Source organism: Streptomyces sp. NPDC052114 (assembly GCF_040680155.1).
Lineage (GTDB): Bacteria > Actinomycetota > Actinomycetes > Streptomycetales > Streptomycetaceae > Streptomyces.
The window spans coordinates 621,442-640,187 of record NZ_JBFAWC010000001.1; the positions used below are offsets into that span (position 1 = coordinate 621,442).

19 protein-coding genes are annotated in these 18,746 nt (G+C 72.9%); 7 read left to right on the plus strand and 12 right to left on the minus strand.

Annotated features, from left to right (window positions below):
• Positions 1 to 166 precede the first annotated feature (166 nt).
• Entirely contained in the window at positions 167 to 799 is a 633-nt protein-coding gene (locus AB0L89_RS02575) for a LysE family transporter (RefSeq protein WP_365133018.1), read from the plus strand.
• Positions 800 to 832: 33 nt separating this feature from the next.
• On the opposite strand, the gene AB0L89_RS02580 is transcribed toward AB0L89_RS02575, so the two are convergent.
• Entirely contained in the window at positions 833 to 1,747 is a 915-nt protein-coding gene (locus AB0L89_RS02580) for an aminoglycoside phosphotransferase family protein (RefSeq protein WP_365133021.1), read from the minus strand.
• Between the two features lie 226 nt (positions 1,748 to 1,973).
• Positions 1,974 to 2,915, minus strand: coding sequence for a LysR family transcriptional regulator (locus AB0L89_RS02585; RefSeq protein ID WP_365133024.1), 942 nt, complete (start codon positions 2,913 to 2,915; stop codon positions 1,974 to 1,976).
• Between the two features lie 58 nt (positions 2,916 to 2,973).
• Between AB0L89_RS02585 and AB0L89_RS02590 the strand changes: the two genes are divergently transcribed.
• Both AB0L89_RS02590 and AB0L89_RS02595 read left to right on the plus strand, forming a co-directional pair.
• Positions 2,974 to 3,792, plus strand: a complete 819-nt coding sequence (locus tag AB0L89_RS02590) for an NAD(P)-dependent oxidoreductase (RefSeq protein WP_365133027.1) — start codon at positions 2,974 to 2,976, stop codon at positions 3,790 to 3,792.
• 74 nt (positions 3,793 to 3,866) lie between these two features.
• The gene (locus AB0L89_RS02595) at positions 3,867 to 4,256 is read left to right on the plus strand and encodes a RidA family protein (protein ID WP_365133030.1); all 390 of its coding nucleotides are present in this window, start codon (positions 3,867 to 3,869) and stop codon (positions 4,254 to 4,256) included.
• On the opposite strand, the gene AB0L89_RS02600 is transcribed toward AB0L89_RS02595, so the two are convergent.
• Entirely contained in the window at positions 4,209 to 4,823 is a 615-nt protein-coding gene (locus AB0L89_RS02600; protein ID WP_365133033.1) for a TetR/AcrR family transcriptional regulator, read from the minus strand. The two genes, AB0L89_RS02595 and AB0L89_RS02600, sit on opposite strands and share 48 nt — an antisense overlap.
• A 180-nt stretch (positions 4,824 to 5,003) precedes the next feature.
• Between AB0L89_RS02600 and AB0L89_RS02605 the strand changes: the two genes are divergently transcribed.
• Positions 5,004 to 7,526: a glycoside hydrolase family 3 C-terminal domain-containing protein gene (locus AB0L89_RS02605; RefSeq protein ID WP_365133036.1), complete on the plus strand. Its 2,523-nt coding sequence runs from the start codon at positions 5,004 to 5,006 to the stop codon at positions 7,524 to 7,526.
• Positions 7,527 to 7,620: 94 nt separating this feature from the next.
• Here AB0L89_RS02605 and AB0L89_RS02610 read toward each other — a convergent pair whose 3' ends face one another.
• Together AB0L89_RS02610 and AB0L89_RS02615 are read right to left on the minus strand one after the other, a co-directional pair.
• Positions 7,621 to 8,610, minus strand: coding sequence for an aldose epimerase family protein (locus AB0L89_RS02610; RefSeq protein ID WP_365133039.1), 990 nt, complete (start codon positions 8,608 to 8,610; stop codon positions 7,621 to 7,623).
• 61 nt (positions 8,611 to 8,671) lie between these two features.
• Positions 8,672 to 9,580 carry an SGNH/GDSL hydrolase family protein gene (locus AB0L89_RS02615; RefSeq protein ID WP_365133042.1) on the minus strand — a complete coding sequence of 303 codons (909 nt, stop codon included), beginning with the start codon at positions 9,578 to 9,580 and terminating at the stop codon, positions 8,672 to 8,674.
• Between the two features lie 357 nt (positions 9,581 to 9,937).
• Here AB0L89_RS02615 and AB0L89_RS02620 point away from each other — a divergent pair, with 357 nt between their 5' ends.
• A complete protein-coding gene (locus tag AB0L89_RS02620; RefSeq protein ID WP_365133045.1) occupies positions 9,938 to 10,432 on the plus strand; it encodes a DUF3145 domain-containing protein in 495 nt (164 codons plus the stop codon).
• Between the two features lie 166 nt (positions 10,433 to 10,598).
• Here AB0L89_RS02620 and fabF read toward each other — a convergent pair whose 3' ends face one another.
• The 5 genes from fabF to fasR all read right to left on the minus strand — a co-directional run bounded on the left by fabF (position 10,599) and on the right by fasR (position 15,474).
• Positions 10,599 to 11,861, minus strand: a complete 1,263-nt coding sequence (gene fabF / locus AB0L89_RS02625) for a beta-ketoacyl-ACP synthase II (RefSeq protein WP_365133048.1) — start codon at positions 11,859 to 11,861, stop codon at positions 10,599 to 10,601.
• Between the two features lie 69 nt (positions 11,862 to 11,930).
• Positions 11,931 to 12,179, minus strand: a complete 249-nt coding sequence (locus AB0L89_RS02630) for an acyl carrier protein (protein WP_127827902.1) — start codon at positions 12,177 to 12,179, stop codon at positions 11,931 to 11,933.
• A 94-nt stretch (positions 12,180 to 12,273) separates the two neighbouring features.
• Complete coding sequence (locus tag AB0L89_RS02635; protein WP_365133051.1) at positions 12,274 to 13,275, minus strand: ketoacyl-ACP synthase III; 1,002 nt, start codon at positions 13,273 to 13,275, stop codon at positions 12,274 to 12,276.
• 28 nt (positions 13,276 to 13,303) lie between these two features.
• Positions 13,304 to 14,215 carry an ACP S-malonyltransferase gene (locus AB0L89_RS02640; protein WP_365133054.1) on the minus strand — a complete coding sequence of 304 codons (912 nt, stop codon included), beginning with the start codon at positions 14,213 to 14,215 and terminating at the stop codon, positions 13,304 to 13,306.
• 89 nt (positions 14,216 to 14,304) lie between these two features.
• Positions 14,305 to 15,474, minus strand: a complete 1,170-nt coding sequence (gene fasR, locus AB0L89_RS02645; protein ID WP_365133956.1) for a fatty acid biosynthesis transcriptional regulator FasR — start codon at positions 15,472 to 15,474, stop codon at positions 14,305 to 14,307.
• A 580-nt stretch (positions 15,475 to 16,054) separates the two neighbouring features.
• Here fasR and AB0L89_RS02650 point away from each other — a divergent pair.
• On the plus strand, positions 16,055 to 16,729 hold the full coding sequence (locus tag AB0L89_RS02650) for a pirin family protein (RefSeq protein ID WP_365133057.1): 675 nt from the start codon (positions 16,055 to 16,057) through the stop codon (positions 16,727 to 16,729).
• 65 nt (positions 16,730 to 16,794) lie between these two features.
• On the opposite strand, the gene AB0L89_RS02655 is transcribed toward AB0L89_RS02650, so the two are convergent.
• Entirely contained in the window at positions 16,795 to 17,610 is an 816-nt protein-coding gene (locus tag AB0L89_RS02655; RefSeq protein WP_365133060.1) for a serine hydrolase domain-containing protein, read from the minus strand.
• A gap of 19 nt (positions 17,611 to 17,629) precedes the next feature.
• Positions 17,630 to 18,112: a GNAT family N-acetyltransferase gene (locus AB0L89_RS02660; protein ID WP_365133063.1), complete on the minus strand. Its 483-nt coding sequence runs from the start codon at positions 18,110 to 18,112 to the stop codon at positions 17,630 to 17,632.
• 95 nt (positions 18,113 to 18,207) lie between these two features.
• Between AB0L89_RS02660 and AB0L89_RS02665 the strand changes: the two genes are divergently transcribed.
• The gene (locus AB0L89_RS02665; RefSeq protein ID WP_365133066.1) at positions 18,208 to 18,729 is read left to right on the plus strand and encodes a MerR family transcriptional regulator; all 522 of its coding nucleotides are present in this window, start codon (positions 18,208 to 18,210) and stop codon (positions 18,727 to 18,729) included.
• Positions 18,730 to 18,746 lie beyond the last annotated feature (17 nt).

Here is an 18,746-nt window from a genome sequence, read left to right on the forward strand (position 1 = left end):
GCCCCGCCGGCGTAAATCGGTTGCCGCCCCCGCCGCGCTCCCGCGAGGCTTCGCCCATGACCGCGACCCCGGCGCCCGCCGCCCTGCCGCTGACCGTCCCCGCCGTCCCTTCGGTGCGGGGTCAGCAGCAGACCGGCCGACCGCGAAGGCCGATGCCCGCGCGCGCATGAGCGCGGTCCTGGTCGCGGGGCTCCTCGCCGGGTACGGCATCGCCATGCCCGTCGGATCCGTCGGGACCTACCTCGTGGCCCTCACCGCGCGGACCTCGCTGCGCACCGGCGCCTGCGCCGCCCTCGGCGTCGCGACCGCCGACGGCCTCTACGCCCTCGCCGCCGCGGTCGGCGGCGCCTCGCTCAGCCGCCTCGTCGCACCGGCCGTCGTACCCCTGCGCTGGGCCTCGGTCCTGGTGCTCCTGGCGCTGGCGGCGCGGGGCGCGGTGGTGGCGGTGCGCACATACCGTGGGCGGGCCGGGACCGCCGACCGCACCGGCACCCCGCCCGGCGCGGCCCGCGCGTACGCGGCCCTGCTCGGCGTCACGCTCCTGAACCCCGCCACGGTCGTCTACTTCGCCGCCCTCGTCCTCGGCGGCCCCGCCACGGCCTCGCTGACGCACCCGGAACAGGCGGTGTTCGCGCTGGCCGCCTTCGTGGCGTCGGCGAGCTGGCAACTGCTCCTCGCGGGCGGCGGCGCGCTGCTCGGCCGGACGCTGACGAGCGACGGGGGCAGGCTGTGCACGGCACTGGCGTCGAGCGCGCTGATCACGGCGCTGGCGGCGCACCTGCTGGTCTCGGCGGTGTGACGCGGGGCGCCTGCGCGCGGAGGGCCCGCCCGGTCACCCCAAATCGCCCTCCCCATCGGTCAGTTGGCCGATGACGTGCCGGGCCGTCGTGGCCATCCTCGGGTTCGTCTCCCGGTAGTACGAGAGTTCGTCGAGGGCGATGGACAGGGCCCAGCCCCGCCCGCGCGCCCACATGGCGTCGTCCGTGGCGGGGCCGAGCGCGGTGCGGAAGGCGGCGCGGGACCCGGCGTCCATCAGGTACCACGCGGCGATCAGGTCGACGGCGGGGTCGGCCGTGCCCATGCACTCGAAGTCGATGACGGCGCTGAGGCGGCCCCCGTCGACCAGGACGTTCCCCGGCTGCAGGTCCCCGTGCACCCAGACGCCGGGGCCCTGCCACGCGGCGGCACGCAGCGCGGCGTCCCAGACGGCGGTGACGGCGGCGCCGTCGACGACCCCGCGCAGTGCGGCGATCGCCGCACGCGTGCCGGCGTCGCGCGAGGCGAGCGGTTCGCCGCGGTAGGCGGCGGGTGCGCCGGCCGGGTCGACCGCGCGCAGGGCGTTGATGAACCCGGCCATGTCCTCGGCGAACAGGGCGGGTTCGGCGAGGGCCCGCCCCGCGACGGGCGTCTCGCCGTCGAGCCACCGGAAGACGGACCACGGGTACGGGTAGCCCTCGCCCGGTCCGCCCGTGGCGAGCGGCACCGGCACGGGAACGGGCAGGGCCGCCGCGAGCCGGACCAGCCACCGGTGCTCCCGCGCCACATCCTCGACCGCCCCCGCGAGCCGCGGCAGCCTCACCACCATGTCCGACCCGAGCCGGTACATGGCGTTGGAGGTCCCGGCGTTCCCCACGAGCGCGACGGAAAGCCCGGCCCACGCCGGGAACTGCCCCTCGACCAGCCGACGCACGAGCACTTCGTCGATGTCGGCTTCGCCGGCGTGCATCTTTCCTGGGGTGGTGGACATGTGGGGGCTCCTTGTCGGGTGCCGGGGCGTCGGGTTGCCGCTCTGCCGGGGCTGTCGGTTGTCTGAGGTGCGGGTGCCTGCTTGTCCGAGGTGCTGGTGCTCAGCTTGTCTGAGGTGCGGGTGCGCATCTTGCCTGAGGTGCGGGTGCACAGCTTGTCCGAGGTGTGGGTGCTCAGCTTGTCCGAGGTGTTGCTGGTGTTGCTGAGGAATGGGACCGCCCCTCCGGTCACCCGGCCCCGCACGCCGCCCGCAGGGCGTCCAGGAACGGCGTCACCGCGGGCGGCGCCGCGTGGCCCCGTGGTGTGGCCGCGTACACCGCGCGGGCCGGGGCGGCCTCGTCCCGGAGGGGGACGAGGGTGATGTCCGGGCGTACGGACTCCGCCGCGAGCGCGGGGACCAGTGTCACGCCGAGCCCCGCGGCGACGTACCCCTGCTTCGCCGTCCACTCCGCGACGACGTGCGCGACGCGCGGGCGGAAGCCGTGGCGGAGCGCCGCGTCGAGCAGGGTTCCCTCGACGCGGGGGCTGCCGGATATCCAGTCCTCCCCGGCCAGTCGGGGCAGCCGCAGCCCGGCCTCGCGGGCCAGCGGGTGTCCCGTGGGCAGCGCGACGTAGAGCTGCTCGTCCAGGAGGTGGTGCAGCTCGTACGTGTCGCCGGGCAGCGCGCCGCCCGTCGTCGAGACCACGGCCAGGTCGAGCCCGCCGTCCTCGACGCGAGCCAGCAGCGCGGGCGTCAGGCCCTCCTCGCGCACGAGGGTCACGCCGGGGTGCGTCGCGCGGAACCCCGCGATCGCCCGCGGCACGAGCCCCGCGTCGGCCGTCGCGAACGCCCCCACCCGCAGCAGCCCGCCCGTGGCCTCCCGCAGTGCCGTCAGCTCCCGCCCCAGCGCGCCCAGTCGGGACATGAGGTCCGTCGCGTGCGGCAGCAGCGCACGGCCGTGCGCGGTGGGCCGCACCCCGCGCGGCAGCCGGTCGAAGAGCGGCGCGCCGCCCAACGCCGCCTCCAGCGCGGCGATCTGCCGCGAGACGGCGGACTGCGTCCACCCCAGCTCGCGCGCCGCCACCGTGAACGACCCGTGCCGGGCCACGTCGAGGAAGGTCCGGAGCCAGACGGTCGAGAGGTCGGGGGGCAGGGGGTCCGCCAGGTGCGTGGCATGCGGGTTCGGCATGGCTCACATGCTAGAGATTCGCTTGTCGCATTTCTGCGCCGGGCCTAGCGTCGGACGCATGGAGAAGATCGCATTCCTCGGAATCGGCCACATGGGCGAGCCCATGGCCCGTCAACTGCTGTCCGCCGGGCACCCCTTGACCGTCTGGAACCGCACCGCGGCGAAGGCGGACCCCCTCGTCGCGGCGGGCGCCACGCTCGCCGCGGGCCCCGCCGACGCCGTGCGCGACGCCGACGTCGTCATCACGATGCTCGCCGGCCCCGACGCGGTGCGCGCGGTCGCCGACGCCGTCGTGCCCGCGCTGCGCGACGGCACGTACTGGGTGGAGATGTCGACCGTCGGCCCCGATGTCGTGGACGAGCTCGGCAAGCGGGTGCCCGACGGCGTCACCCTCGTCGACGCCCCCGTCATGGGCAGCACCGACAAGGCCGCGGCGGGCCGCCTCGGCATCCTCGCGGGCGGCGACGCGGCGGGCGTCGAGCACGTCCTCGCCCGCTTCGGCCCCGTCACCCGCACCGGCCCCCTCGGCTCGGCCGCCGCGCTCAAGCTCGTCGTCAACACCGCCGTCATCGGCGGCGTGGCCCTCGTCGCCGAGGCCATGAGGCTCGCCGACGCCCTCGGCCTGGACGAGGACACCGCCAAGGCCGCCCTCGCCGCGGGACCGCTCGCCGGAGCGGTGGCCCGCGCCTTCGCCGCCGACGTGCACTTCGGCAGCGACCTCGCCGTCAAGGACGTCGGGCTGGCCACGCGCGCGGCCCGACTGCCGGTCATGGAGGCGGTGTCCGGCCATTTCGAGGCGGCCGCCGCCGATCAGGACGTCGTCCACGAGGACATCGCCCACGCCGTCGCCCACATCCGCGCCCACCGCACGCCCTGACCCGCACAGGCCCGAGTCCTGACCTCCGCAGGCCCGAGTCCTGCCCCGCACAGACCTGAAAGGAGTACGCAGCCATGCGTATCACCCTCGACAACCCGGCAACCGCGCCCCGGCCCCTCGGCCCCTACTCCCAGGTCGCCCGCGTCCAACTGGACGACGGGGGAGTCCTGTTGTACGTCTCCGGGCAGATAGCCGAGGGCGACGACGTCGCCGCGCAGTCCCGGGGCGTCTTCGAGACGCTCGACGCCCTCCTGAAGGCCCACGGCGCGACGCTCGCCGACGTGATCAACATCCGTACGTTCATGACGGACATCGACGCACTCCCCGCGTACGCCGCCGTGCGCCGGGAGTTCCTCACCGGCACCCCGCCCACCAGCATGACCATGGAGGTGCCGCGCCTCTTCCGCCCCGAGGCGCTAATCGAGGTCGAGGTCGTGGCCGCCGTCGCCGGAGCCACGGCCTGAACCGTCGCCGGGCCCGGCCCCCAGCAGCGTCACGAAATCCCTGAACGCCCCCGGCATGTCCACCGATTCGGGGTCGAGCAGCCACTGGTACTGCAAGCCGTCCATCACGGCCGTCATCAGCGGAGCCGCCGCCTCCGGAGTGAGGCCGGACGGCAGCCGGTCGCCGTACTCGGCGCGCAGCACCGTCGCGAAGCTCGCGCGCACCGCCTCGTACCGCCCGGAGAAGAAGGCGCGGGCCGGGTGCTCGTCCGTGACGCTCTCGCCGAGGAGGGCGGAGAAGGTCTGCACGATGCCGGGGCGCATCGCGTTGTACTCGACGAGCGAGCCGAGCAGATCGAGCCGCCACTGGCCGCGCGGCACCGCGTCCCACTGGTCGCGGGCCTCAAGGACGGCGACCAGCAGGGCCTCCTTGGTGGGGAAGTAGTGCAGCAGCCCCTGCTGGGTGAGCCCGACCCGCTCGGCGACCGCGCCGAGGCTCGCGCCCCGGTAGCCGCGCTCGGCGATGACCTCGAACGCCGCCCGGAGGATCTCCGCGCGCCGCTCCTCGCTCCTGGCCCTGGCCGCCATCCCCGCACCCCTTCCCGGAATCCCTGCTCGGAGGACCGTACGGCATCTTAAGGTTACGGGAAGATAACAAAAGCTACCGGGCTACAGGGAGCGGGTGCAGGATGGAGGCGACGGCTCGGCCGACCGGTACGGACGGCCGGGTGCACCGGGCCGGACCGGACTCAACGAGGAGGCACCGCCATGGCGGCAAGCAAGCCCACCGAGGTCACGCGGGCGGACGGCGACCGGGCCGGGGAGGCGGCCGTCGAGGCCGCGCTCGGCAAGCTCGACCTCGACGCCAAGGCCCGGCTGCTCGGCGGCCGCACCATGTGGGAGCTGCACGCCCTGCCGGAGATCGGCCTCGCACCCCTCGTGATGTCCGACGGGCCCGTCGGGGTGCGCGGTGTCCGCTGGACCGCCGACGACCCCTCCGTCGCCCTGCCCTCCCCGACCGCGCTCGCCGCCACCTGGGACCAGGACCTGGCCCACCGCGCCGGCGCGCTGCTCGCCCAGGAGGCCCGCCGCAAGGGCGTGCACGTCCTGCTCGCGCCCACCGTCAACCTCCACCGCTCCCCGCTGGGCGGCCGCCACTTCGAGGCCTACAGCGAGGACCCGTACCTGACCGGCGTCATCGGCACGGGCTACGTCCGGGGCGTCCAGTCCGGCGGCGTCGGCACGACCGTCAAGCACTTCGTCGCCAACGACGCCGAGACCGACCGTTTCACCGTCGACAACAAGGTCGCCCCGCGCGCCCTGCGCGAGCTGTACCTGGCGCCCTTCGAGGCGATCGTCGCCAACGCCCGCCCCTGGGGCATCATGACCGCCTACAACCAGGTCAACGGCGTGACGATGACCGAGCACAGCCACCTCGTCAACGAGGTGCTGCGCGGCGAGTGGGGCTTCGACGGCGCCAACGTCTCGGACTGGATGGCCGCCCGCTCCACCGTCCGCGACATCGAGGGCGGCCTCGACATCGCCATGCCGGGCCCGGCGACCGTGTACGGCGAGCCGCTGGCCGCCGCCGTCCGCGCCGGCCAGGTCACCGAGGAGAGCGTCGACGAGGCCGTCCGCAACGTCCTGCGCCTCGCCGCCCGCGTCGGCGTCCTCGAAGGCGCCGAGCCCGCCGTCCGCCCCGAGGACCTGCCCGCCCGGATCGACGGCGAGGCCCTGGCCCGCGAGGTCGCCCGCCGCTCCTTCGTCCTCGTACGCAATGCCCGCGTCCGCGACGACGTCCGCGATGACATACGCGACTCCTCGCACGGCAGGGCCGGCCGCGTCCTGCCGCTGAACCCCGCGGGGACCGTCGCCCTCATCGGCGCCGCCGCCCGCGACGCCCGCGTCCTCGGCGGCGGGTCCGCCACCGTCTTCCCCGCCCGTGTCGTCTCCCCGCTCGACGGCCTGACCGCCGCCCTCCCCGAGGGCACGCTCACGTACGTCGTCGGGGCCGACCCCAGCGACGAACTCACCCCCGCCGACAAGGGGTTCGAGCTCCGCGCGGTCTGCCGCGACGCCGGGGGAGCCGTGCTCGGCGAGGGCGGTCTCCCCACCGGCCAGGTGCAGTGGATCGGCGACGACCTGCCCGCGGGCGTCACCCACGAGGCCATGGCGAGCATCGAGGTCATCGGCACGTTCACGCCCCGCGAGAGCGGCGATCACTCCTTCGGCACGCGGGGCCTCGGCACCTTCACGCTCCGTGTCGGCGGCCGGGTCCTCTACGACGGTGTTCAGCCCATGGGCTCCGAGGCCGACCCCTTCGAGGCGTTCTTCGGCTCACCGGTCGAGCGCGGCACCGTGGCCCTCACCGCGGGCGAGCCCGTCGAGGTCTCCCTGCGCCACCACCTGGACAAGGACGGGGCCACCCCGCTGCCCGGCGTCATGTTCTCCCTCGTCCACCTCGGCCCGCGGCGCGGCGCCGAGGAGCTGATCGCCGAGGCCGTCGAGGCCGCGCGCGGCGCCGACACCGCCGTCGTGGTCGTCGCCACCACCGAACGCGTCGAGTCCGAGGGCTTCGACCGCCAGGACCTCCGGCTGCCGGGCCGCCAGGACGACCTGGTCCGCGCGGTGGCCGCCGCCAACCCGAACACCGTGGTCGTCGTCAACTCCGGCTCCCCGGTCGAGCTGCCGTGGCGCGACGACGTCGCCGCGGTGCTGCTCGGCTGGTTCCCCGGCCAGGAGGGCGGCGCCGCCCTCGCCGACGTGCTGCTCGGCGCCGAGGAGCCCGGCGGCCGGCTCCCCACCACCTGGGGCGACCTCGCGGCGGCACCCGTCACCAGGGTCACCCCCAAGGACGGCGAACTCGCCTACGACGAGGGCGTGTTCATCGGCTACCCCGCCTGGGAGAAGGCCGGCGCCACCCCGTCGTACGCCTTCGGGCACGGCCTCGGCTACACCGACTGGACGTACGAGTCGATGACCGTCGAGGGCACCGCCGTCACGGTCCGCGTCCGCAACTCCGGTGCGCGCACGGGCCGCGAGGTCGTCCAGGTCTACCTGGCGCCCGCCGACGCCGACGCCACCGACCGCCCGGCCCGCAGGCTGGCCGGGTTCGCCGGCGTCGAGGCGGCACCCGGCGAGAGCGTGGAGGTGACCGTCGAACTCCCGCGCCGCGCCTTCGAGACGTGGGACGAGACCACCGGCTCCTGGACGTACCGGAGCGGCAGGTACGAGATCGAGGCGGGCCGCTCGCTCACGGACCGCCGCCTGACGGAGACGCTCGCCGTCTGACGGGGCGCCTGCCGTCTGACGGAGACGCTCGCCGTCCGACGCGCGGGCGCGCTCTCAGGAGAGGCGGAGGGCCACCGCACCGGCGGGCGGCGGCTCACCGCACCGAGAAGCCGTACACCGTCTGGGACACGTACACCCCGCCCGGCCGCAGCACCGTGGAGGGAAAGCGCGGCCGGTTCGGGGAGTCGGGGAAGTGCTGCGTCTCCAGGGCGATCCCGCCGCCCGGCACGAACGGCAGGTCCGCGGCGAAGTGGTCCGCCGTGTAGAGCTGGAGGCCCGGCTCCGTCGTCGCGACGGTCAGGACCCGCCCGGACGCCGGGTCGCTCAGCTCGGCCACCTCGACCGGCTCCGCCGTGACGCCCTTGTCCAGCACGTAGTTGTGGTCGAAGGCGGGTCCGGCCCGCCGCGCCCGGCGGAAGTCGAACCGCGTCCCGGTGACGTCCTCGTACTCCCCGGTCGGAATCCCGTCGCCGTCCACCGGGGTGATCCGCGAACCGGCGATGCGCACCTCGTGCCCCAGCGCGCTGCCGGTGCCCGCGCCCGCGAGGTTCCAGTACGTGTGGCTGGTGAGGTTCACGACGGTGGGCGCGTCGGCCGTCGCCTCGTACGCGATCCGCAGCGCGCCCGCCTCGTCCAGCGCGTACGTCGCCGACACCGCGAGCCGCCCGGGATAGCCCTCCTCGCCGTCGGGGGAGACCCGTGAGAGCCGCACCCCGTGCTCACCCGCGGGCGCCGCCTCCCACACCCGCTTGTCGAAGCCGCGGTCGCCGCCGTGCAGGGCGTTGGGGCCGTTGTTCCGGGCCAGGTGGTGCGTGCGTCCGTCGAGGACGAAGGTGCCGCCCGCGATCCGGTTCGCGTACCGCCCCACCAGCGCCCCGAAGTACGGCCCGGGATGCCCCAGATACCCCTCGATGTCCGCGAAGCCCAGCGCCACCGGTGCCACCCGCCCCGACCGGTCGGGGACCTCCACGGACTGCACGATCCCGCCGTAGGTGAGGATCCGCACCCGCACGGGACCCCGCTCCAGCGTCCAGCGGTGGACGGGCGTGCCGTCGGGAAGCGTCCCGAAGAGTTCACTGCGCATGATCGCGACCCTACGCCGGGCCGTCACTCCCCGGCCGGGGAGGCCCTTCGGACGGCGCCCGCTAGGCCACGGGCTCGCGCGACGTCACCTGCCGGTAGGCGATCTCGGCGAGCCTCGACTGGCCGTCCCTGCTGGGGTGGAACCAGTCCCAGTGGCTCAACTGCGCGCCGTCGAAGCGGTAGTCGAAGACCGCCCCGCCGTCGTACCGGCACCGCTGGTCCTTGGCGCACACGTCCTTCAGGACGGTGTTGTACGCCACCACCCGGTCCTGCACCGACTCCCGCCGCTGCGCCGCCTCGGCGCCCAGGTCGTCCGGGTCGGCCAGCATCGAGGAGCAGATGCCCAGCTTCCAGATCTGCTTGCCCAGCGGATTGCCGCGCCCCTGGGACCAGAGCCGCTTGAGATCCGGTACGGACGCCACGTACACCTGCGCCTTCGGCAGCTCGCGGCGCAGCGTGCGCATGGCCTCCTCGAAGGAGGTGCGGAAGTCGGCGACGGGCGTCATCGATGCGGCCGTCGTGCGGCAGGCGTCGTTGGCGCCCGCCATCACCGTCACCAGCTCCGGCCGCTCGGCGGCGGCCTGTTCGACCTGCGCGGGCAGGTCGGCCATGCGGGCGCCGGTCTTCGCGTGGTTCCAACTGTGCGTGGCGGCCCGCTCCTCTCCGAGCAGCCGGGTCGCCAGGCTCTTGATCTCGGCGTCCGAGCCGGTGGCCCAGGACGCCTCGGGGCAGTCGGAGAGCACCGAACAGGCGTCGAAGCCGCGGGTGATGGAGTCGCCGACCGCGGCCAGGGAGCGGGGTGAGGTGTCCCAGGCCGGACTGGGCTTGGGGGAGGGCTTGCGGGCCGAGGGTCCGCCCGGGGCCCCTGAGGCGCCGCCCTGCGCGTCGCACGCGGTGAGGGCCCCCGTACCGAGAAGGGCCGCCGTCGCGAGAGCGACGACGGCACGTGAGCGGTGCCTGCGGTTCCGCATCCCCTGCTCCTCCTCTGTCGTTCAACCCTCTGTCGTTCAACGTGACGTCGTGCGCGTGGCCGGGGTTGCGCCCCGCCGGGTGAATGGTCGGGGATTCCTGGCCTTCGGACCGACGGTACGTCACACTCCTTGCGCCGCCGCACGGTAGCCTCGGCCCGTAGCTGCCGGGCCACTGCTGGGACGGCGGCGACAGGGCGGGTGATCCACCCGGTGGCGCCCCGCTGCATTGGTTCCGCTAAATTACATCACGTCACATCTGTCCCCTTTTTCTAGTTTTCTCTAGTCTTTGGGAAAATCGCTCGGCACGGGCGCGAGGCCGCTGGGGAAGGCGAACCTCGACCCACACTGGAGGTCCCGGTGACGACACGTGGAGTTCTGTACGTGCACTCCGCACCGCGCGCGCTGTGCCCACACGTCGAGTGGGCTGTCGCGGGCGTGCTCGGTGCGCGTGTGAGCCTCGACTGGATCAGGCAGCCCGCGGCGCCGGGCACCTGGAGATCCGAATTCTCCTGGCAGGGCTCGGTGGGCACCGCCTCCAAGCTCGCCTCCGCGCTGCGCGGCTGGGATCTGCTGCGCTTCGAGGTCACCGCGGAGCCCTGCGCGACGGCCGAGGGCGAGCGCTACAGCGCCACGCCCGAACTCGGCATCTTCCACGCCGTCACCGGCATCCACGGCGACATCCTCATCCCCGAGGACCGGCTGCGCGCCGCGCTGGCCCGCTCGCAGCGCGGCGAGAGCGTCCTGGAGGCCGAGCTCGCCAAGCTGCTCGGCAAGCCCTGGGACGACGAACTGGAGCCGTTCCGGTACGCGGGCGAGGGCGCGCCGGTGCGGTGGCTGCACCAGGTCGTCTGAGCGGTACGTCCGGGCGGTACGTCCGGGCGGTACGTCTGGACGGTCCGGCGCGTCCGACCGGCCGTACGCGTGTCGCCCGATCGGGTACACGAAAGGGGCCCCCACCGTGTGGTGGGGGCCCCTTTCGGTTGCCTGTGACCGTCTCGGACGGTCCGCCCGCGACCGGTCAGACGGTCCGGAACGCCAGGACGACGTTGTGGCCGCCGAAGCCGAACGAGTCGTTCAGCGCCGCGATCCTGCCCTCGGGCAGCGGGCGGGCCTCGCCGCGCACGATGTCCGCGTCGACCTCGGGGTCGAGGTTGTCGATGTTGATCGTCGGCGGGGCCACACGGTTCTTGAGCGCGAGCACCGTGGCCACGGTCTCCACGCCGCCCGCGCCGCCCAGCAGGTGACCCGTCATCGACTTGGTGCTGGAGATGGCCATGTGGTCGACGTCGTCGCCGAAGGCCTTGCGCAGCGCCTTGATCTCGGCCACGTCACCCTGCGGCGTCGAGGTCGCGTGCGCGTTCACGTGCACGATCTCGGCCGACTTGAGGTCGGTGGTGTCGACCAGGTTCTGCAGCGCCGCCGCGATGCCGTTGCCGGACGGCTCGGGCTGCGTGATGTGGTGCGCGTCGGCCGAGATGCCCTGGCCGACGGCCTCCGCGTAGATCTTCGCGCCGCGGGCCTTGGCGTGCTCCTCGGACTCGAGGACGATCACGCCGGCGCCCTCGCCGAGCACGAAGCCGTTGCGGTCGGCGTCGTAGGGACGCGAGGCGCCCTGCGGGTCGTCGTTGTTCTTCGACATCGCCATCATGTTGCCGAACGCGACGATCGGCAGCGGGTGGATCGCCGCCTCCGTGCCACCCGCGACGACGACGTCGGCGCGGCCGGTGCGGATCATCTCGATGGCGTAGCCGATGGCCTCGGCACCGGAGGCACAGGCCGACACCGGGGTGTGCACACCGGCACGGGCGCCCAGCTCGATGCCGACGTTGGCCGACGGGGAGTTGGGCATCAACATCGGCACGGTGTGCGGGGAGACGCGGCGTACGCCCTTCTCCTTGAGCACGTCGTACTGGTCGAGGAGCGTGGTCACACCGCCGATGCCGGAGGCGATGACCGCGCCGAGCCGGTGCGGTTCCACCGAGGTGTCCTCGCCCGCCTTGGCGGTGTAGCCGGCGTCCGCCCAGGCCTCCCGGGCCGCGATCAGCGCGAACTGCGCCGAGCGGTCCAGCTTGCGGGCCTGCGGGCGGGGGATGATCTCGCCGGGCTCCACGGCGATCTGACCGGCGATGCGGACGGGCAGCTCGGCCGCCCAGTCCTGCTCCAGGGCGCTGACGCCGGAGCGGCCCGAGACCAGGCCCTCCCACGTCGACGCTGCGTCGCCACCCAGCGGTGTGGTTGCGCCGATACCGGTGACGACCACGGTGCGATTGGTCGAGTTCACAGGAAATTTCTCCACGGTGTTGAGGGGATCACGGCGCCACCACCGGGTGGCGACTGAGCACGGGCTTGATCAGGCCTGGTGCTCGAGGATGTACGTGGTCGCGTCGCCGACCGTCTTGAGGTTCTTGACGTCGTCGTCCGGGATCTTGACGTCGAAGCGCTCTTCGGCGGCGACGACGACCTCGACCATGGACAGCGAGTCGACGTCCAGGTCGTCGGTGAAGGACTTGTCCAGCTGGACGTCCTCGACCGGGATGCCGGCGATCTCGTTCACGATCTCGGCGAGACCGGCGACGATCTCTTCCTGAGTGGCGGCCATGTTGGCGCTCCTTCTTATGTATCCAGAGGGTGTGGCGCCCGCCGCGGCAGCGGCAGGTTGCAGTCGTACGGACCGGATGATCCGGACGTGATGCCTAGGGGAGGGTAACGACCGTGGCGGCGTACACGAGACCCGCCCCGAAGCCGATGACGAGCGCGGTGTCGCCGCTCTTCGCCTCGCCGGTCGCCAGGAGCCGCTCCATCGCGAGCGGAATCGAGGCGGCCGAGGTGTTGCCGGTGGTCTCCACGTCACGGGCGACCGTGACGTGCTCCGGCAGCTTCAAAGTCTTCACCATCGAGTCGATGATCCGCATGTTGGCCTGGTGCGGAATGAAGACGTCCAGGTCGTCCGCGGTGATTCCGGCCGCGTCCAGCGCCTGCTGGGCGACCTTCGCCATCTCGAACACGGCCCAGCGGAACACCGCCTGGCCCTCCTGCGTAATGGCAGGGAACTTGTCGGGGGCGCCGTTGCGGTACGCCTCCCAGGACTCGGTCTGCTTGATCGTCTCGGACTTGTCGCCCTCCGAGCCCCAGACCGTCGGACCGATCTTCGGCTCCTTGGAGGGGCCCACGATCACGGCGCCTGCGCCGTCGCCGAACAGGAACGCCGTGGCACGGTCGTGCAGGTCGGTGAGGTCGCTCAGCCGCTCCACGCCGATGACCAGGACGTACTCGGCGGAACCCTCGACGACCATGCCCTTGGCCAGGGTGAGGCCGTAGCCGAAGCCGGCGCAGCCCGCGGAGATGTCGAACGCGGCGGGTTTGCCCGCGCCGATCTTGTCCGCGATCTCGGTCGCGATGGCCGGGGTCTGCTTGAAGTGCGAGACGGTGGAGACGATCACGCCACCGATCTGCTCGGGCGTGATGCCCGCGTCGGCGATCGCCTTGCCCGACGCCTCGATGGACATCGCGGCCACGGTCTCCTCGTCGGAGGCCCAGTGGCGGGTCGCGATGCCCGAACGGGAGCGGATCCACTCGTCGGACGAGTCGATCGTCTCGAGGATGACCTCGTTCGGCACGACACGGGTGGGCCGGTAGCCGCCGACGCCCATGATCCGCGCGTACGGGGCGCCCTGACTGGGCTTGATCTTCGACATGCGCTACGGCTCCTTGTCTGTCGTCGGCTCAGGAATGCTCGGCGACGAGCGCGCGGGCCGCGTCGAGGTCATCGGGGGTCTTCACCGCGAGCGTCTTGACGCCCTTCAGGGCGCGCTTGGCCAGGCCGGTCAGGGTGCCGCCGGGGCACACCTCGATCAGCGCCGTGACCCCGAGCTCCTGGAAGGTCTCCATGCACAGGTCCCAGCGGACCGGGTTGGCCACCTGGCCGACCAGGCGCGAGATCACGTCGGCGCCGGTGGCCACGGTCCTGCCGTCCCGGTTCGAGACGTAGGTGAAGCGCGGGTCGCCGACGGTGAGGCCCTGGGCGGCCTCCTCCAGCTGCGCCACCGCGGGAGCCATGTGAGAGGTGTGGAAGGCGCCCGCGACCTTGAGGACGACGACCTTGCGCACGCCCTCGGGCTTGTCGGCCTCCAGTTCGGCGAGCTGCTCCTTGGTGCCGGCGGCCACGATCTGGCCCGCGCCGTTCACATTGGCCGGGGTGAGGCCGAGCTTCTCCAGGTGCGGGACGGTGATCTCGGGGTCGCCGCCCAGCAGCGCCGCCATGCCGGTCTCCGTGACGGCGGCGGCCTCGGCCATCGCGAGCCCGCGCTTGCGGACGAGACGAAGGGCGTCGTCGTCGGAGAGCACACCCGTGTACGCGGCGGCCGTGATCTCGCCGACGCTGTGTCCGGCGACGGCGCCCGGCGTGATGTCACCGAGTGCCCCGGCGGAGAGCAGACCGGCGGCCACGAGCAGCGGCTGCGCCACGGCGGTGTCGCGGATCGCGTCCGCGTCGGCCTGCGTGCCGTAGTGGGCGAGGTCCAGCCCGATGGTGTCCGACCAGGCGGCGAGCCGGTCTGCGGCGCCGGGAAGGTCGAGCCAGGGGGTCAGGAAGCCGGGCGTCTGAGCGCCTTGGCCGGGAGCGACGAGTACGAGCACTCTCACACTCTCTCTTGTGGACGGCGGGAGCCGCCCGTGGGGACAGGGACGAAGAACGGCTGGGGGAATTGTAGGGGCCCGACAAAATCCTACGATTGGGGATCCCCATCGGCCAGACGCCCCAGGATCAGTGCGATTCGCAGAGTGAATGCGGAGCGCACATCGGAAGGTGACCAACCGGTGACGTCAGTCACACGTCGAAGCCGGTAGCGCACGGTATTCGGATGAACGAAGAGCATTCTGGCCGCGCCTTCGAGGCTGCTCGCCTGCTCCAGATAGACACTGAGCGTTTCGAGCAGCGCGGAGCCCGCTTCCTCCAGCGGTCTGTAGATCTCCTCCACCAGCTGTTCGCGCGCCGCCGGATCCCCCGCGATCGCGCGCTCCGGCAGCAGATCGTCCGCGAGCACGGGCCGCGGGGCGTCCTGCCAGGCGGCGCAGGCCTTGAGCCCGGCGGCCGCGGCCTGCGCGGAACGGGTCGCGGCGAGCAGGTCGGGGACGATCGGCCCGGCCACCACCGGACCGGCCGCGTACGGCCCGATCAGGGACTTCGCCACATGCAGCGGATTGTTGTTGCCGCCCGCGATGACCACCAGGCGGTCGCCGAGCACCCCGGTCAGGACCTGCAGTTTCGCGTGCCGTGCGGCGCGGCGGATGGCCTCGACGGTCAGCTCGCTGTCGCCGTCCGGGGCGGTACCGAGGATCACGCACACATGCTCGGGCGAGTTCCAGCCGAGGGCCGCGGCACGGGAGACGGCACCCTCGTCGGCCTCACCGGAGAGCACCGCGTTCACCACGAGCGACTCCAGGCGCGCGTCCCAGGCACCGCGTGCCTCGGCGGCCTGCGCGTACACCTGCGCGGTGGCGAAGGCGATCTCACGGGCGTAGACGAGCAGCGCCTCGCGGAGCACCGACTCGTCGCCGGGCGCCGCGACCTCGTCGATCGCGGACTCCATCACCTCGATCGTCGTACGCACCATCTCCACGGTCTGGCGCAGGGTGATCGCCCTGGTCAGCTCGCGGGGGGCGGTGCCGAAGACGTCGGTGGAGATGGCCTGCGGCGCGTCCGGGTGCCGGAACCACTCGGTGAACGCGGCGATACCGGCCTGGGCGACCAGACCGATCCAGGACCGGTTCTCCGGCGGCATCGCCCGGTACCAGGACAGCGTCTCGTCCATGCGCGCGATGGCCTGCGCCGCGAGGCTCCCGGACGACTTCTCCAGGCGCTTCAGGGTCGCGGCGTGCGCGTGAGGGGTCCGCAGGGCGTCCGGGCCGGACTCCGGGCCGGTCGGCCGGCGGGACTCCTGGGGGGCTTCGTTCGCTGAGGGTTCGGGCACGGGGACAAGACTGCCTTATCGGGGCGGGGGGATGCGGTGCCGGGGCCACTGCCCGGCCGACGGATCGGTCGAAAACGGGGCACCGACGCGGCATCACCGCGTCGACGCCGCTGGTGGGTGGGGGCGGGCGAGTGGGCTTCGGCGAGCGGGACTTGGCGGCTGCGGGGCGCGTGGGACGCCCGGGACGGGCAGGACGCGCAGGCCTCGCGGGACGGGCCGGGTGCGCAGGCCTCGCGGGACGGGCCGGGTGCGGGGCAGGCGGGGTGTGCGGGGTGCGAGCGATACGGGGTGTGCCGGGTGTGGGACGTGAGGGGTAAGCGGAGTACGAGATGTGAGGGGCAGAAGGGTCGGCGAGGCATGCTGGGTGCGAGCCGTGTGCGACATGGCGGGTGCGAGCCATGCGTGGCATGCCGGGTGCGAGCCGTGCGCGACATGTCGGGTGGGGGCCGTGACGGCCACGGCCGTCCCGGTGACTACGGCCCGCCCCACCCGGCCAGGCCGTACCGTGGGGTACGTGATTGATGTACGGCGCTCCGGCGACCGGTACCGCGGCGGGGAGTCGGCGGCCGGCATCGAGTCCTTCCACGCCTTCTCCTTCGGCCCCCACTACGACCCCGACAACCTCCGCTTCGGCTCGATCCTGGCCTGCAACGAAGAACGCCTCGCGCCCGGCGCGGGCTTCGACGAACACCCGCACAGCCACACCGAGATCGTGACCTGGGTCGTCGAGGGCGAGCTCACCCACCGCGACTCGACGGGCCACGCGTCACGGGTCCGCCCCGGCGACGTCCAGCACCTCTCCGCCGCGGCCGGCGTCCGCCACGTGGAACGCAACGACGGCACGGTCCCCCTCACCTTCGTCCAGATGTGGCTGGCCCCCCTCTCCCCGGGCGGCGACCCCTCCTACGAAGTCGTCCACGGAATCGCCGACTCGACCCCCTACGCGGTCCCGGAGGCCGGCGCCCTCCTGCACATACGCAGGCTGGCCCCGGACGAACGCACCGCCCTCCCGGACACGCCCTTCGTCTACGTCCACGTCGTCCGCGGCGAAGTGCGCCTGGGCGGCGACCAGTTGGCGCCGGGCGACGCGGCGCGGATCACGGGCGAAACGGGCCTGGAGGCGATCGCTTCAGCCGCCGGTGCGGTGGAACTGCTCGTGTGGGAGATGAACGGGACCTAGCGCTCCCCACCGGCCCGGGCCCCGCCGGTAGGGCGAGTGGGGAGCGGGGCGAGGTTCCGGTCCGCTCAGAGCTCGGCCAGCACCGCGTCCGTGAACGCGGGCCACACCTCGACGGCCCACGGCCCGAACGGCCGGTCCGTCAGCGCGACACACGCCGCCCCCGCGTCGGGGTCCACCCACAGGAACGTCCCCGCCTGCCCGAAGTGCCCGAACGTCCGCGGCGACGACGAACTCCCCGTCCAGTGCGGCGACTTGGAGTCCCGGATCTCGAACCCGAGCCCCCAGTCGTTGGGGTTCTGATGCCCGTACCCCGGGAGCACACCCTTCAGCCCCGGATACGTCACCGTCATCGCCGCCGCCACGGTCCGCACGTCCAGCAACCGCGGCGCCTGCACCTCCGCCGCGAACCGCACCAGGTCGTCGACCGTGGACACCCCGTCCTTGGCGGGCGACGCCCCGCCCTCCAGCGAGGTCGACGTCATCCCCAGCGGTTCGAGGACGGCTTGGCGCAGATACTCCCCGAACGGAATGTCCGTCGCCTTGGCGATGTGGTCGCCCAGCACCTCGAATCCTGCGTTGGAGTACAGCCGACGCGTCCCCGGCTCCGACATCACCTTGTGCTCGTCGAACGCGAGCCCACTGGTGTGCGCCAGCAGGTGCCGCACCGTCGATCCCTCGGGCCCGGCGGGTTCGTCGAGCTCGACCGCCCCCTCCTCGTACGCGACCAGCGCCGCATACGCCGCGAGCGGCTTGGTGACCGAGGCGAGCGCGAAACGCCGGTCAGTGGGGCCATGCGTCCCCACGACCGTCCCGTCCGCGCGGACGACGGCGGCGGCAGCGGTCGGGACCGGCCAGTTCTCGATCAACGCCAGGCTCTGCATGCCTACGAGCCTAAGCGCCCTACAGCGACAACCGCATCGAGGGGTCGGGCTTGCGCACGAAGCCGAGCGAGGCGTACAGCGGCTCCGCCTCCGGCGACGCGTTGAGGTCCACACTGCGAGCCCCGCGCTCACGGAACCAGTCGAGCATCGCCTCCATGCACGCCCGCGCATGCCCCCGCCGCCGCTGATCCGGATCGGTGGCGACACTGAACACATGACCCACCCGGCCGTGCGGATTGCCCACTCGCCCGATCCTGTACTCCAGCGCACCGGCCACCAGCGCCGCGAGCCCACCCGGCCGCTCCGGATGCTCGACCACGAACGCCGCGAAGTCCCCTTCCCACTCCCCGAGCCGCCGACGTACCGTCGCCGTGGACTCGGCATGCCAACTCGTGTCCGACTCGGACGCGGATCCGGCCGCGAACACCGAATCGATCATGACCTGCCGCAGCCTGATCAGTTCCTCGGCATCTCCCGGCGTGGCACGGCGCACAAGACTCATGCCCGGCACCGTAGTGACCAAGAGCTGAGACGTCTCCTGGATTTCTCCCCAATCCACTTGCTTCGAGTGCACTCCAAGGGCCTAGCGTGATCGCCATGACGGTGATGGACACCACCCCCGCGCCAGCCCGCACCGCCTCGGAAGAGGCCGCCCGCGCAGAGTCCGCCACGGGAGCCGGCACCCGGACCGGCGCCGACCCCTGCGTCGCGGCACCCGTCGGGCCCCCGAGTCCGGACGGTCAGGACCAGTACACGATCAGCGAGGTCGCCGCCTTCACCGGCCTGAGCGCGTACACCCTGCGCTGGTACGAGCGGATCGGCCTGATGCCGCACATCGACCGCTCCCACACCGGCCAGCGCCGCTACAGCAACCGCGACCTGCGCTGGCTCGCCCTCGTCGGCAAACTGCGCCTGACGGGAATGCCCGTGGCGGACATGGTCCGCTATGCCGAACTGGTCCGCGAGGGCGAGCACACCTTCGCCGAGCGCCAGGAACTCCTGGAGCAGACCCGCCGCGACGTCCGCACCCGCATCGCGGAACTGCAGGACACCCTCGCCGTCCTCGACTACAAGATCGACAACTACGCGAACGCTCGGCGAGCGTCGGAGCGCTACTGAACCATCGAGCCGGCTCC